We start from the raw sequence: 14,712 nt of genomic DNA, 5'->3' as shown, positions 1-14,712 counted from the left end.
CTAACTTTTCAATTCTTCAAATTTGCTGAAATTGTAGTGTTAAATGCACATATTGACAGCCAAGAGTAACTGACTGATTTATCAAACTCTTAGTTATACGATACGAAAATGCAGTTGTTCATTACAACTGCGTTTTTATTGTTTGTATACTAGGATTATGAGTCACTATATAAATAGTGGTTTATAGTCGTTTTCTAACTGTTCAAATGACAAATCACCAATAAAACGGCCAAAACTAAGCCACGTTACTAAACCACGTAAATCTTTAAAATGTGGTGGAACAAACTTAGGGTCTTCAATTACACCTAAATCATGTAATTGCGATATTAGTCTAAAGTCATCAATCGAGATTTTACCCACTAACAGCAAAGGTAATTGATCGATGCGGCCAAGTTGTATCGCAACCCGAATTAAATTGTAAACCAATACAAACCCTTTGATATAAGCGATATCTTTAGTAAATGGCAACCCTGTTGCGGTACTGCCACGAAAAACTCGCTGTGCCAATGTATAGCTCTCATCTTTACTCAAGCCTTGAGCAACATAATCACGATATATATCAACAAACTCAGCCCCATCAATTACCTTAGTCACCGCTTGAATACGATTTACTAACTTCGCTAAACGTCGAGGTGTTGATTTAAGGGTGATGATTTCGGTTAGTACTGCCAGCCCCTCTTGTGTCACTGTTGAACTTGGCGTGCCTTTACTTAAACAGGTTAAGTATGGCTGAGCTAAACCATTTTGCGTTGTACCGACGTGGATCCAGCCCTCATGTACTTCTAAAATATCAAGCTCTCGTTGAGAAAACTTTACATCTTGATTTAGCTTAATATTATTAGCACCAGCAGCTGCATCACTGACGATCCCATCACTAATGACCACTTCAACATCGATACCTGGCATGCTTAAACGTACTTGTTCAGCTAGAATCCGAACGGCTTCATCAGCATCTATATTTTTAGGATCATCAGGTAAAATATCGGCCGCTAATAGATTTTTGAGCGGTAACTCAAGCATATTTGCAAGCTCTGATAACGATGGCTCACCGGCATGAAATAAATCTTTTGGATGACCAAACAACTCTACAGATAAATCATGAAATTCAGCAGTGCCACGGTATTCAAGCATACTTAATACTGTTTTGTACTCGCTGCACATTTTACTCATATATTGAGCGATAGGATTGAGTTGCCCAAGCTGGCTAATGATATTACGGTTTAGATCAGAAAATGCTTGGCGTAGCTCGCTAGGTACAAAACCTAGATCCCGTTGCTGATAATAGGCTTTATCAACCAGTGGATTTTTTTGACATTTTTGTCTAAAAAACTCTTCTTTTATGCTTTTATCCCAATTTATCGCATCTAAGATACGGATCGGGGTTTGTAGGGCGATTAATCGATCTGATAACTCGCGAGTTTTAAGTAATAACGCCTTATCTATCATGCTCTAAGCTCACTGATGAATGAGCCTAGAGGATAGGCTAGATTTGCTCATTTTCAAAGCAAATTATTACTTACTTTGCAAATTTACAGGGCTAGAAAAATCGCTGATACGATTGACCATGTGTCCATTTTTATAAATGACCAAGGTAGGCACACTACTGATTTTATTATCAATAAATAAATCATTACCGTGATCAATGTACACCGGATGTATGACTTTAAATTTTTCGATATATTCATCAACAGCGGCTTGATCTGTCCATAATTGGCTAACCCTAGCTTCAGTATCAATTCCCTGATTGGTTAATAGATTGATTTGCTTTTGAGCTGCGGCACAGTTTGTTGCCATCTTCGGGCGAGTGTCAGCTAAATACCAATCACACCACGTTGCCGTATATAATATTGCCTTTAAGCCATGCTCTGGAATAACTAAAGCAGTCGCAGCTTGCTTATTACCTTCATCTAACAAGTGGGCCTTTGCCACCATGCCGTCATGTGATAATAATCGCAGTGTATTATCAAGTGCTTTATCTGCTTCATGGCCTTGAAAAATCACTTTGCCCGTTTTATCGAGTAATACATGAAAAGGAGTGCCTATAAATTGATAATGCTGAGCAACTTTTGCGGTATGATCACTCATGATAGGCATGGTTAAATTAAACTGTTTTTTAACAGCTGCAACAGCAGTAGGATCATCATTTAGATCAATGTTAATCGCTATTGTATCAATTGTATCTCCATACTGTTCATAGGCCTGCTGAAAGTGTGGCATTTGCTCCATACAAGGCTTACACCACGTTGCCCAAAATTTTAAATACACAGGCTTTTTGCCAACGATTTTATTCAGCTCGAACAGTTCGCCCTGTTGGTTTTTTAAAACCAAATTTGACTCATTTGCTAACAAATGTTGACTGCTTGAAAAGTACAAAAAGACCCACAACAGCGTAATATATTTAGACTTCATCATTGTTATCCCTAAAATAAATACACCTTAGCATGGTCGCTTTCTTAGCTGATTGTAATTTTGCGACATCGGTGAACTTTTCGATCATTTATCATTACATGGTATAAACTAAATAGAGTTAGGTTTCGTATCAATTTAATTATCAAAGCAACATTTGGAGTAGTGATGAAAAATGACATCGAAGGAAAACAAATATTAGCTGTCTATGAGCAGATCATCCAACATGGTGAGATAAATAATGAAGGAAAACACTATAAAGGATTAACCGCATTTTCAGATATTGATGGTTATACCATTTATCTTAAAGGCAGTGGCGTATTGCTTAGATTTGGTTTTCATAACACCTATCATCTCGATTATGAACATGAAAAGCATAAAGATGACTTCCTTAAAAAGCTGGAAAATATAATCAATGAGGTGTAATTGTGTATAACAGCAAACCGCGAATTCGCCCAGCTAATAAGCACAACCAACATACAGATTTTATAGCCAAGGTTGTGCAACAATTACGCGACGATGAAAGTAAGCTTGCCATAATTAAAGGTAATCTCGAGGAGTATCGGCAACAACGGTTCCTAAAGCGAGGTTTTTTAACTGCAATCGAACGATTCGACTGGGTGTTTGAAGCTTCTGATAATATTGAAGATATTTGTCAGCAAATCTTAGCGGATGACTATATTGGCCAGCGATTACGTCGCTATCCATTACTTTTCAAAGGAATTCTATAGCCTAATTGACAGTTTATCGTACCCATCTGGTAAACCACCGTTTATTGATGATAATAATGCTTAAAAATGATAGATTGCGGAAATTTTAAATTTTAAGAGCCTTGCTATGTCAAAAGCCGTCGACACTGCCGACTCATCGAGTGAAGAAAAACAATCGGGATTATTTAACCGATTTTTAGCCTCGGTTGAGTTTTTGGGGAATATGTTACCCCACCCAATCACCTTGTTTGCCCTATTTTGTGTGGCCATTATTGTTTTCAGTGGTATTGCTGATTGGTTTGGATTAACTGCAATTGATCCTCGCCCAATTGGCTCCGCAGGTCGTGAAGCTGACGGCGTTATCGAAGTTGTGAGTCTATTAAGTGCTGAAGGCTTACAACGTATCGTCACCGGTCTTGTTACTAATTTTACTAGTTTTGCCCCTTTAGGCACTGTGCTTGTTGCACTATTAGGTGTCAGCGTTGCCGAACATTCAGGGCTATTATCTGCTGCAATGCGTGGCATGGTAATGGGGGCATCAAAACGCTTAGTTACTTTTATGGTGGTATTTGCCGCTATATTATCTAATACCGCATCTGAACTTGGTTATGTTGTATTAATCCCTTTAGCCGCAATGATCTTCCATAGTTTAGGGCGTCATCCTTTAGCCGGCTTAGCCGCGGCTTTTGCTGGTGTATCAGGTGGTTACAGTGCTAATTTATTGTTAGGTACGATTGATCCATTGCTTGCAGGTATTACGACTCCGGCAGCACAAATGATTGATCCAACTTACCAAGTTGGCGCTGAAGCAAACTGGTATTTTATGATGATTTCAGTTTTATTAATTGCCGTATTAGGCACCATCGTTACTGAAAAAATTGTTGAACCCCGCCTTGGAAAATACAACCCCGACGATGCCAGTGCTGATCTGGCGCAGAATAATATAGAAGGCTTAACTGCTAAAGAAAAATCAGGCTTAAAATGGGCTGGATTTTCTTTATTGTTAGTATCACTACTACTTGCTTGGACAATCGTGCCTGCAGATGGCATTTTGCGCCATCCTGAAACAGGCTTATTTGCCCACTCGCCTTTTTCTAAAGGGATTGTGGTATTTATTTTTATTACCTTTGGTATACCAGGTTTCGTTTATGGCCGTGTAGTAGGCACCATGAAAAATGATAAAGACGTGATCAACGCAATGAGCAAAAGTATGAGCTCAATGGGCATGTATATTGTATTAGTATTTTTTGCCGCGCAGTTTGTTGCCTTCTTTAAATGGACTAACTTAGGGACTATTTTAGCCATAAATGGCGCTGCTATGTTACAAGCCCTCAATCTGACTGGTCCTGAAGTATTTGTGTTATTTATATTAATGTGTGCATTAGTTAATCTAAGCTTAGGTTCTTCATCTGCACAATGGGCAATCACTGCGCCAATATTTGTACCTATGCTCATGTTGATTGGCTATGCGCCAGAGACCATTCAGGCGGCTTATCGGATTGGTGATTCTGTCACGAACTTGATCACCCCAATGATGAGTTACTTTGGCTTGATCCTCGCCGTTGCCACTAAATATAAAAAAGACATGGGAATAGGCACTTTAGTCGCCACCATGCTGCCTTATAGTATGATTTTCTTTGTCGGTTGGGTTGCTCTGTTTTATTTGTGGGTGTTTGTATTTGGTCTGCCAGTAGGGCCTGGCTCACCAATTTATTACACACCTTAATAACCGATAAATAATGCCAGCTGTTGCTGGCATTATTATTGAGTAACTCTAACCTGTTTGAAAAACTAAACTATCTGCTTTAATAATAGTAACTACTTATACAATTGCCACATTACTAGCAACTTCAACGAGATCTAAAATTATGAAAATAGTATTTTTTATTATCACTTTAGCATGTTCTTTGATCAGCATAACAAGTTATGCGCAGCCACTCCCATCAGTAAATATAAAGTCCGTTGCATTAACTAATTATGCGAACCCGCAACAACACATCTATACTGCAGGACAACCTTCTAAAGAGCAATTTCAGCAGCTTGCAAAGCAAGGTATAAAGTATGTGATTAATTTACGCGGGGATGGGGAAAATAATTGGGATGAACAGGCTTTAGTGACCAATTTAGGACTGCAATACTTTTCACTGCCCATTTCATCAAGAGCCGATATCAATATTGAAAATGCAAAAAAGCTGCAGCAATTATTAGCGCAAGCATCTGAGAGCCCAACATTACTGCATTGTGCAAGTGGTAACCGAGTTGGTGCACTGATTGCACTTTATAACGCAATAGAGCTTAACCAACCAATTGAAAAAGCGATTGAAACAGGTAAGCAATGGGGCTTACAAGGTCTTGAACCTGTGGTAAGAGACGCCATAGCAACCTATAAAATAAAAGAGCATTAAAATAACACGTTAGCTATGTTAAAATGTTTAACTATTTTGTTTAACTTTAAATGGATTTAACAATGAAAAATATCTTTCTGTTACTCAGTTTATTCTGCACTTGTAGCTACGCGATAGAATTACAAAAATATCCTCTTGTACTTGAGTCATCAAGTGGCGAGCAAGTGACTATTATTAATACCCTTGATAACAGCCAAGCATTGGTCAAAGTCGTTGGGGTAAATAGTCCTATTGACGAAGTGGTTTTTTTAACCGCTCTGAAACCTCACGGAAGTATACAAGCTTACAAATACACGTTTGACGGGGAACAGCGAGCACTCGTCACGAAAGAGCAAGGTTATAGCTGTTGTAGCTACACACTATATTTGCCAAATAGCCGCCAAGCAATTTATTTGAGTGAACTAAAAGATAAGCGAGCAAAAGGAATAAGCGAAGATACCTATGCACAATATATAAGCCAACTTGAGCAAGGTATTCAGTTAAAACTAGCTAAGTTTGATCGCGATAATGCAATTAAACAATCACAAATCGCACTTACTGACGCTAGTAAAGAGCTAAATTTACAGTGTGAGAAAGACATAGCCACCTCAGTAAATTGGCAAGCACTTGATGATAAAACCTTACAAACTTATGCCGTTGGCGCATATTGTGCACAAGTAGCCAACTCATTAGCAAAGCAATGCCAACAATCAGCTAAATTTAAAGCTAAAGTACAACAATTTAATCAGGTTGATTGTGAATTTAGTAATGAACTAAAACTGCGTCATACCGACTCATTAATCAAATTTACTACAGCGCCAAAAGCACCAAACCAACAACAGTTTGTTGATGCATATTTTCGTAATTTATAGCAATAAAAAAAGCCCTTAGTTAAATACTAAGGGCTTTTTTAAAATGTAATTTAAAGCTGCCATGCATAACTTAATTTAGTAAAGAAAGTACGTTGATCGCGTTCTATACTTTTTAATGAGTCATCTTGATAGCCTTTATCTGAATAACCCAAGTAAAATAATGTTTGTGCGTTAATTTTATATGAGTAAACAAGCTGACTGCCATAATCTCGGTTGATGTGATTTACAGCAAAGTAATAAGCATTTTGATTTCGGTCGATATCTTCAAACTGTAAAATCAGTTTCAGCATCGAGCGCATATTAAATTTATAATAAATTCGTAAATCGGTTAGATTCGCTGTAAATACATTTTCACCTTGTGGGTTATCTAAACGGCTATAACTGTGTTCAAGCTGTAGTTGCCAATGATCATTGATGTCCCAGGTAAGTTCTGGCTCTAGAGTAAATAAATCACCTAACTGCTCATTACTGTAATCTATTTTACTACCAAACTCACTATAGAGCGTAATACGTAAATCTTTGCTTGGGTTAAAACCACCATAAATAAAGCCGATATTTTGATTATAAAAATCATCTTTATAGCTCTCATTACGATGGATCAAACCAAACTCTAAGGATGACTGTAATTGGCCTTTTAAAAAAATATACCCTTCGTACTCTTCTTCAAGCAAGCTACCATCTTGCGCCCAGGTTTTGTCCCAATCAACATTATAAGAATATTCGGTTATCATCTCACTTGCGTCTAAGTACCAAGTTTGCCCGCCGCCTAGTAACACTTTTTTATAATCTACTTTTCCTTGATAGCCAACATCGGTACGATAATCCTCACCAATATCTTCGTAACTGGCAAGTAGCTTATAATCCCGTTTCTCGCGAGCAAACTCGATCTTATAAGCTTGATCAGATTGATTTTTCTCCAAGCCATAATTATCAGTTAAAAAAGCGGAGTTTTTAGTATCAGAGGTAGCAACTTGATACAACACACTATCTGTTTGATTAAACCAATAACTACCATCTACCGACAGTACGGTATTGTGATAGTCATTCGCTTCACGGTGGGTGCTCATCACCCCAATAGTGCCCTGCTCGCCAATGTCGTATTGATATCGGCCAACCGCTGACTTTGATTTTTCAGCTAAATTAGCAAAGCCAGAACCTTGGTTAGTCGGTAAAAAAAGACTGGTATTTTCATCATCGGCATACATAAAAGCATAACTATGTGCATCTGTTTTACCGGTTATTTTGGCGCCAATTTCAGGCTCGGCAATTGTACGAGTATATAAAAGCTCAAATAAACTGCTTTTGAAATACGATGCACCATCTAAAAAGAACGGGCGTTTCTCAGCATAATAAATAGAGTATGTGGTATTGACATCCAACTCTAAACTATCGGTCTCAACTTGCGAGAAATCGGGATTAATTGTGGCATTAATAACCGCATCTTGGCTGATCCCCCAACGTAAATCGAGTCCAGCTTCAGTCTCAATATCACCATTTTGCCAATCCCCTGGTACAGCCTCTTTCACATCATTGCGAAGAGCGGTCAAGGTCGGTGTTAATTGAATATTTTTGCTCGGCTCCATGGCATTAAAGCCTGTTATTTTATCAAACTGGCAAAAACTGCATTTCACGTCGCGGTCAAAACCTACATTGGATAATTGATATAAAACATCTCGAGGATAATTACGCCACAGCGCAAACCCCCATGTCATATCGGCTTTATTTTTAGGAAAACGCAATGCAGTGAACGGGATGCGCATCTCTACGGTATAACCTTGGTCAGTTATTTGCCCTGCACTGTCCCAAATCGCATCCCACGATGGGTCTTCAGTCCAGCCATCGGTATCGGTCATGCGCATATCACCTTGTGCACCGAGTGGATTTACGTAAAACTCATAACCTGTTCGCTCATCGTTAAAAGTATCAATCATCAATGCGACATTATCATCCGACCATAATGTATCGCGATCTCGAAGTGCTGCACGTATTTGACTGGGATCATTATCATAAGCAACAAAACCAAGATATAAATAGTTGCCATCTTCATAGATATAAGCGTCTGTTTTTACAGGTGGTATGCCTTTTTCGTTGGGTTCATTTTGATAGCGTAAAGGGATTAAAGTGGCTTGTTGCCAGTGCGGTTCGCTCAACTCACCATCAAGATCAATACCTTGATCAATGTGCGCTAAACTAAATTGTTGTTGCTCAGCGTGTGCAAACGTACTACATAAAGCGAAAGCTAAAACCCAGACAGGTAACGTTATTAATTTTATATACTGCATAAACATCCATTTAATACTCAGTTACTCGGATGAGTAAGTTAAGTAGCAATTGTAATTCACGCAGGTACATTTGTTAATAGTTTGATTGTAAAAATGTTATTTTAATTAACTAATCAAGACAAAAAGCTGAGATTTTAGGTCTCAATTAACTTTAATTTATCGGCCACACCATTCCAGGTATCGGCATCTTCAGGGGCTGGTTTTACATCAGTGATACGCGGCCAAATAAGAGCAAGTTCGGCATTCAGTTCTGTGAATTCTTGTTGCGAATCAGGTAATTCATCTTCTTGATAAATTGCTTCAGCGGGGCATTCTGGAACACATAAACCACAATCAATACAATCAATCGGACTGATCGCCAAGAAATTAGGGCCTTCATAAAACGCATCTGCTGGACACACTGCTACACAGTCAGTGTATTTACACTTTATACAGTTTTCAGTGACTACAAATGCCATTTTAACGTTTGCCTAACATATCTTAATACAGCTGGAGATCATACCCAACCACAGCCAAAATACAATAAATAATCGCTGCCATCGAGGCATAAATTAACGTAAAATAGTCCGTTATTGTGAGCAACTCGCGTCAGCGACTGCTAAGACACCTAACAGAGACTAAATATGATACGTTTAACAGAAATTAAGCTGCCACTTGATCATGGCGAAGATGCCATAAAGCAAGCAATTATAACTAAACTGGGCATTGATAACAGCCAACTCCATAGCTTTAATGTCTTTAAACGTGGTTACGATGCCCGTAAAAAAACCGCCATTTTACTTATTTATACCCTCGACATTGAGGTTGATAATGAAGCGCAATTATTAATTCAGTTTGCTAAAGACCAACATGTAAAACCAGCCCCTGACACCAGCTATAAATTTGTTGCTCAAGCACCAGCAACAATTCAAGAACGTCCTGTGGTAATAGGCTTTGGCCCTTGTGGACTGTTTGCTGGTTTAATACTGGCGCAAATGGGATTTAAACCCATTATTTTAGAACGTGGTAAAGAAGTACGTGAACGTACCAAAGACACTTTCGGTTTTTGGCGAAAACGTACTCTAAATACCGAGTCAAACGTGCAATTTGGTGAAGGCGGCGCAGGAACATTCTCTGACGGAAAACTTTACAGCCAAGTTAAAGATCCAAAGCATTATGGTCGTAAAGTAATCACTGAATTTGTAGCTGCGGGCGCACCAGAAGAAATTATGTATGTCAGCAAACCGCATATTGGTACTTTTAAGCTGGTTACGATGATTGAAAAAATGCGTGCAAGTATTGAAGCGCTCGGCGGTGAAATTCGTTTTAGCACCCGCGTTGATGACATCCTACTTGATGATGGCCAAGTAACAGGACTGAAATTATCCTCCGGTGAACAACTTGATACCCGTCATGTTGTGCTTGCGGTAGGTCACAGCGCACGTGATACATTTAAAATGGTATACGATAAAGGGATTTACGTTGAAGCAAAACCGTTTTCAGTTGGTTTTAGAATTGAGCACAAACAATCTATGATCGATGAATGCCGTTTTGGTGATAATGCTGGTAACCCGATTCTTGGCTCTGCAGATTACAAACTGGTTCACCATTGTCACAGCGGCCGTACTGTTTACAGTTTTTGTATGTGCCCAGGCGGTACTGTGGTTGCAGCAACCTCTGAAGAAGGTCGCGTGGTAACGAATGGCATGAGTCAGTATTCTCGCAGCGAACGCAACGCTAACAGTGCCATTGTTGTGGGGATTTCTCCTGAAGAAGATTTCCCAGGTCATCCATTAGCCGGTATTGATCTGCAGCGAAAACTAGAAGAGCAAGCCTTTGAACTAGGTGGTAGTAATTACGATGCACCAGCACAGTTAATTGGCGACTTCTTAAAAGGTAAAGATTCAAGTGACTTAGGCGATGTAAAGCCTTCATACACACCAGGTATCAAACTCACTGATCTAGCAAATGTGTTACCTAAATATGCAATTGATGCCATTCGTGAAGCAATTCCTGCATTTAATAAGCAAATTCGTGGTTTTTCATCAAACGATGGCTTATTAACTGGCGTTGAAACCCGTACTTCATCACCAATTTGCATTAAACGAGATAAAAGCATGCAAAGTATCAATACCCAAGGCCTATACCCTGCCGGTGAAGGTGCGGGTTATGCAGGTGGTATTCTTTCCGCAGGCATTGACGGTATAAAGGCCGCTGAAGCATTAGCGTTATCTATGCTTGAGAAAAATAGCTAAGTAGTTTTTCACTGTTCACAAAAAAGCCTCATTTATTGAGGCTTTTTGGTGTTAATGACTTAACTTATACCATTATTTCTTTAACGAAAGTTTGGCACCTTTGAGGGTTTTACGTACGTTTGAGATACGTGAACGGTTTTTAGCTCGCGCTTCACCAGTTGCTTGACCTGATGGTTTATTTGAATGGCTACGACGCAAATGCGATGGTTTTTTGCCAATTTTATCAATCAGTACTTCACGGTTACTTACTTCATAACCCGGCAAGTATTCACGCTGAATTTTTTGACCGATTAAGGTTTCAATTTCAAACAACATATTTTCTTCTTCGCGGCTAACAAATGAGATTGCTTGACCTTGTTTACCGGCACGACCTGTACGACCAATACGGTGTACGTAATCTTCAGCAAGCCATGGTAAGTCAATATTAATTACACGTGGTAGGTCATCAATATCAATCCCGCGAGCGGCAACTTCTGTAGCCACAAGCACACGTACTTTACCCGCTTTGAAATCACTTAATGCACGACGACGGTTACCTTGGGTTTTATCACCATGGCACACAGCAGCCGGGATACCATCTAAGTTTAATTCTTTAACTAGCTCATCAGCCGTTTCTTTCATGTTGACGAACACTAACACTTGCTGCCAGTTTTTCTTACCGATCAATTCAGAAAGCAGCTCTTGTTTACGGCGCTCTTCAACTGGATAAACCACGTGATGAACGGTTGCAGCAGTGCTGTTGGTTTGATCAACACGGACAATTTCAGCTTGCTTGAGTACTTTGCTAGCAAACTGTTTAATTGCCGCTGGGAATGTTGCAGAGAACAACAAAATTTGGCGATCTTCAGCACAGCCATTGATCACTGTTTGCATATCACCAATAAAGCCCATATCAAGCATACGGTCAGCTTCATCGAGCACAAGATGTTGTACGTCAGCAAGGCTTAGATTACCTAAACGAATATGATCCAGTAAACGACCCGGTGTTGCGACTACGATATCGACACCCGCTTTTAAGCCATTAGCTTGACCTACCGTACTAACACCGCCAAATAAACTCACAGTTTTAAGCTTGGTGTACTTTGCAAAATCAGTAAAATTATTTGCAATTTGCTCTGCAAGCTCACGGGTTGGTGCTAGCACTAAGGCACGTGGTGCATTAGTTTTTGTGTATTCAACTTCAGATAATTTTTGAATAATTGGTAAAGCAAAAGCAGCTGTCTTACCGGTGCCTGTTTGGGCACTGGCTAAAACATCTTTGCCTTTACGTACTGCTGGAATAGCATTACGTTGAATGGGCGTAAGGGTGTGATAGTTAAGTTCATCTAACGCCTGAAGAAGTTCAGGGGCAAAACTAAAAGATTTAAAATTCATGCTGTATAACCTGCGGCCACATTATCAAGGGTCGCAAATTATACAGCAATTTAAGGCAAACAGTTAGTTTTTAAATATATAAACCAACTAGAATTACCTTTTCTCTTCTACAGCCATTTTTGTGTTTGACCTTTTCAAAGCATACTTTGCTAAGCAATAACAATAATGGTTGGCGATCTTTTAAAGCCCAAACTAAATTATGGCAGAATAATTGTATTTTCTAAATTTAATGGTGTGGCTTTAGAGCCACCTACAACAGCAACATCATCAAGTTGATTGATCAACGTAACCCCTTGCGCTTGCTGCTGCTCATTTAATGGCACATAAGGTAATCTAAATACAGGCTTGACTGCACCTGTCATCATCAATGCAGTATTAATTGCAATTGGATTTGGCTCACAGAACAACCAACTGATCAAAGGTTGTAATGACGCGTTCAGCGCATCGCTTTTGCTGTCCATTAATTGACGATACAAGCCAGGAATTAAATTAGAGGTTACCGAGATCACGCCATGCGCTTTATAAGTATGGCGAGCATCATGTGCTTCATCGTCATTACCAGACCAACAAGCAATGCCTTGTTGCTCGTAGTGCTCAATGCGTTCATTACCACCACACTCTTTAACACCTATAAAATTTTCGTGTTGTGCTAACGGTTCAATTATATCAGGGGTTAAATCTTGCCCCGTGCGCCCTGCTACGTTATAGATAAACGCAGGACCAATTGCCAGCACTCGTTTGAAGTGTTCAATTACACCGGCAATCGATGTGCGGCCATAATAAGGGTTAATTTGTAGTGCTGCGTCCATACCGCTGGCAAAGCCATACTCAGTCGCTTTAACGGCTTCGCGGGTATTGTTACTGCCAGTGTTACCAACAATCACCAACTTATCTGCATACTTATTAACGCTGTGCGCAATCAGCATTAAATGCTCTTCCCAGTTCATTAACTGGCCTTCACCTGTGGTTCCACCGACCACAATACCATCAACACCGGCGGCGATTTGCTGTTCAACTAAATAATCATAGGTGGCTAAGTCAATTTCACCACTGGCTAAATAAGGCGTTTTAATTGCTGTGATGAGGCTTGCTTGTTTAATTTGTTCTAGGGTGCGCATAAAAAATTAATCTTAAAAAAACTTGCCGTAGTTGTAACATAAAAGCAGGCGTTTTCCGAGTGTTGCATAACTAATTAATTAAATTACTTGTGTTGTAGAGGTGCTTAGTCCAAAATAAACAACTGTATAAATAAACAGTATATTTATTTTCTAACCTTGAGTGCACTTTTATGCGTTTATCACGATTTTTAGCAACCCATTTTTATCACAGCGAAGAGCTTTGTCATGCCTTAGCAATCGATGAAGATACTCTTGCAATTTGGCAACAAAACGGGTTATTTCCAAAACCCAGTTACTGTATTAAAAATCAGCTTAGTTGTAGCTCTTACTCTGGTTTATATGAATGCGAAGAATACGACGACTTCTATCCAAGAGGATGCGTTAACTGGGGACAAGGCTTAGCCAAGCAAAAAATTGATTCATCCAGTCAAGCCTTCAACTACTTTGCACAACAATACAGTGCAAGTTTAACGAAGCTAGCTCAACAAGGATTTGAATTTAACGAAGAGCTATTTGGTTGTGAATTAGAAGAGCACCTACAACAAGTATGGCAACAATTTTTATGCAGTAAATACGGTGTGCTAACTCAAAATGGCTTAATTGAAGAAATCGCCGCCGTTGATATTGGTCGCTTAGTTGTAGATGATATAACCGAATTACGCACAAAGCCAAACCTCACACAAGCAGAGCGAAGCAAATTACACCCTGCTTTAAAACTATTAAATCGCGCGCTTAGTCATGGTGCCGAACACGAAAAACAACATACCCTTCGTGCCCGTTATATTGATGCACTAGTGCTTAAATATGATTTGTCGGTTAAGTAAAGAAGAAAAGGTGCGAGGGGAAAGGTTTTAGGTTTTAGGTTTTAGGAAAAACAATAGTGCCACATCACAGTTTTGCATAAATGTAACCGCAATATGATGATTTTTAAGAGTAGTGTAACCAAACTTACTGAATGAGTACTTTGAGCGCGATGCAGATGGCCACTCTAGCGCGTTTTTGGACAGAAACAAGTTTGGAGTATGTCCACTCTTGTGCAAATAGCTCCAAGTAAAGACTGACAATAAGCTCAGCCATGATTCTCTTGGTTGAAGTAATCAAGCGTTTAGCAGTAACCCTCAACTTCTTACAACTTATAGGTATTAATAAGCCGTTTTGCTCTTAATCACAAATGGTCTAAAAAACAACATTTAGTTTATTATCACATTGTTTTACATGTGATATATAATATACATTGTATAAAAGTTAATTGCCGTTAGGGTTAATTTCTTTCAAATTTTTTATTGATAGTGTGAGAGATGAATCGATAGTAATAGATTTTACTCTAAGATA

The 14,712-nt window shown here is 39.1% G+C and carries 13 protein-coding genes; 7 read left to right on the top strand and 6 right to left on the bottom strand.

The window, feature by feature from the left end; translation table 11 throughout:
* Positions 1-165 precede the first annotated feature (165 nt).
* Positions 166-1,446, bottom strand: a complete 1,281-nt coding sequence (locus tag PVK79_RS09615) for a flavohemoglobin expression-modulating QEGLA motif protein (protein WP_257326551.1) — start codon at positions 1,444-1,446, stop codon at positions 166-168.
* A gap of 66 nt (positions 1,447-1,512) precedes the next feature.
* Positions 1,513-2,412 carry a redoxin family protein gene (locus PVK79_RS09610; RefSeq protein ID WP_182778433.1) on the bottom strand — a complete coding sequence of 300 codons (900 nt, stop codon included), beginning with the start codon at positions 2,410-2,412 and terminating at the stop codon, positions 1,513-1,515.
* Between the two features lie 162 nt (positions 2,413-2,574).
* On the opposite strand from PVK79_RS09610, the gene PVK79_RS09605 reads away from it, so the two are divergent.
* From PVK79_RS09605 to PVK79_RS09585, 5 genes are all read left to right on the top strand, one after another.
* Positions 2,575-2,832: a DUF3081 family protein gene (locus PVK79_RS09605; RefSeq protein ID WP_149980149.1), complete on the top strand. Its 258-nt coding sequence runs from the start codon at positions 2,575-2,577 to the stop codon at positions 2,830-2,832.
* Between the two features lie 2 nt (positions 2,833-2,834).
* Positions 2,835-3,137 carry a hypothetical protein gene (locus PVK79_RS09600; protein WP_145235984.1) on the top strand — a complete coding sequence of 101 codons (303 nt, stop codon included), beginning with the start codon at positions 2,835-2,837 and terminating at the stop codon, positions 3,135-3,137.
* 106 nt (positions 3,138-3,243) lie between these two features.
* The gene (locus PVK79_RS09595; protein WP_182731581.1) at positions 3,244-4,842 is read left to right on the top strand and encodes an AbgT family transporter; all 1,599 of its coding nucleotides are present in this window, start codon (positions 3,244-3,246) and stop codon (positions 4,840-4,842) included.
* 142 nt (positions 4,843-4,984) lie between these two features.
* Entirely contained in the window at positions 4,985-5,521 is a 537-nt protein-coding gene (locus PVK79_RS09590) for a protein tyrosine phosphatase family protein (RefSeq protein WP_145235990.1), read from the top strand.
* Between the two features lie 62 nt (positions 5,522-5,583).
* The gene (locus tag PVK79_RS09585) at positions 5,584-6,372 is read left to right on the top strand and encodes a hypothetical protein (RefSeq protein WP_145235993.1); all 789 of its coding nucleotides are present in this window, start codon (positions 5,584-5,586) and stop codon (positions 6,370-6,372) included.
* A 50-nt stretch (positions 6,373-6,422) separates the two neighbouring features.
* On the opposite strand, the gene PVK79_RS09580 is transcribed toward PVK79_RS09585, so the two are convergent.
* A complete protein-coding gene (locus tag PVK79_RS09580; protein ID WP_182731578.1) occupies positions 6,423-8,654 on the bottom strand; it encodes a carbohydrate binding family 9 domain-containing protein in 2,232 nt (743 codons plus the stop codon).
* 134 nt (positions 8,655-8,788) lie between these two features.
* A complete protein-coding gene (gene fdxA, locus PVK79_RS09575) occupies positions 8,789-9,112 on the bottom strand; it encodes a ferredoxin FdxA (RefSeq protein ID WP_145235999.1) in 324 nt (107 codons plus the stop codon).
* A gap of 165 nt (positions 9,113-9,277) precedes the next feature.
* Between fdxA and PVK79_RS09570 the strand changes: the two genes are divergently transcribed.
* Positions 9,278-10,888, top strand: coding sequence for an NAD(P)/FAD-dependent oxidoreductase (locus tag PVK79_RS09570; protein ID WP_149980145.1), 1,611 nt, complete (start codon positions 9,278-9,280; stop codon positions 10,886-10,888).
* A gap of 72 nt (positions 10,889-10,960) precedes the next feature.
* Here the strand turns inward: PVK79_RS09570 and PVK79_RS09565 are convergent, their stop codons facing one another.
* Both PVK79_RS09565 and dapA read right to left on the bottom strand, forming a co-directional pair.
* Positions 10,961-12,262, bottom strand: coding sequence for a DEAD/DEAH box helicase (locus PVK79_RS09565; RefSeq protein WP_145236005.1), 1,302 nt, complete (start codon positions 12,260-12,262; stop codon positions 10,961-10,963).
* Between the two features lie 197 nt (positions 12,263-12,459).
* Entirely contained in the window at positions 12,460-13,380 is a 921-nt protein-coding gene (gene dapA, locus PVK79_RS09560; protein WP_145236009.1) for a 4-hydroxy-tetrahydrodipicolinate synthase, read from the bottom strand.
* A gap of 170 nt (positions 13,381-13,550) precedes the next feature.
* Here dapA and PVK79_RS09555 point away from each other — a divergent pair, with 170 nt between their 5' ends.
* The gene (locus tag PVK79_RS09555) at positions 13,551-14,204 is read left to right on the top strand and encodes a DUF6058 family natural product biosynthesis protein (RefSeq protein ID WP_145236013.1); all 654 of its coding nucleotides are present in this window, start codon (positions 13,551-13,553) and stop codon (positions 14,202-14,204) included.
* The last annotated feature ends 508 nt before the right edge of the window (positions 14,205-14,712 follow it).

It is taken from the genome of Pseudoalteromonas rhizosphaerae, from assembly GCF_028885455.1.
In the GTDB taxonomy this organism is placed as follows: domain Bacteria; phylum Pseudomonadota; class Gammaproteobacteria; order Enterobacterales; family Alteromonadaceae; genus Pseudoalteromonas; species Pseudoalteromonas rhizosphaerae.
Note: the sequence above shows the minus strand (reverse complement) of the source record. Positions and strands in the feature narration are given on the sequence as shown.

What these genes read in the sequence shown, in the direction of transcription:
- PVK79_RS09615 (WP_257326551.1), bottom strand. Translation starts at nt 1,446, where the DNA reads ATGATAGATAAGGCGTTATTACTTAAAACTCGCGAGTTATCAGATCGA.
- PVK79_RS09610 (WP_182778433.1), bottom strand. Translation starts at nt 2,412, where the DNA reads ATGATGAAGTCTAAATATATTACGCTGTTGTGGGTCTTTTTGTACTTT.
- PVK79_RS09605 (WP_149980149.1), top strand. Translation starts at nt 2,575, where the DNA reads ATGAAAAATGACATCGAAGGAAAACAAATATTAGCTGTCTATGAGCAG.
- PVK79_RS09595 (WP_182731581.1), top strand. Translation starts at nt 3,244, where the DNA reads ATGTCAAAAGCCGTCGACACTGCCGACTCATCGAGTGAAGAAAAACAA.
- PVK79_RS09590 (WP_145235990.1), top strand. Translation starts at nt 4,985, where the DNA reads ATGAAAATAGTATTTTTTATTATCACTTTAGCATGTTCTTTGATCAGC.
- PVK79_RS09585 (WP_145235993.1), top strand. Translation starts at nt 5,584, where the DNA reads ATGAAAAATATCTTTCTGTTACTCAGTTTATTCTGCACTTGTAGCTAC.
- PVK79_RS09580 (WP_182731578.1), bottom strand. Translation starts at nt 8,654, where the DNA reads ATGCAGTATATAAAATTAATAACGTTACCTGTCTGGGTTTTAGCTTTC.
- fdxA (WP_145235999.1), bottom strand. Translation starts at nt 9,112, where the DNA reads ATGGCATTTGTAGTCACTGAAAACTGTATAAAGTGTAAATACACTGAC.
- PVK79_RS09570 (WP_149980145.1), top strand. Translation starts at nt 9,278, where the DNA reads ATGATACGTTTAACAGAAATTAAGCTGCCACTTGATCATGGCGAAGAT.
- PVK79_RS09565 (WP_145236005.1), bottom strand. Translation starts at nt 12,262, where the DNA reads ATGAATTTTAAATCTTTTAGTTTTGCCCCTGAACTTCTTCAGGCGTTA.
- dapA (WP_145236009.1), bottom strand. Translation starts at nt 13,380, where the DNA reads ATGCGCACCCTAGAACAAATTAAACAAGCAAGCCTCATCACAGCAATT.
- PVK79_RS09555 (WP_145236013.1), top strand. Translation starts at nt 13,551, where the DNA reads ATGCGTTTATCACGATTTTTAGCAACCCATTTTTATCACAGCGAAGAG.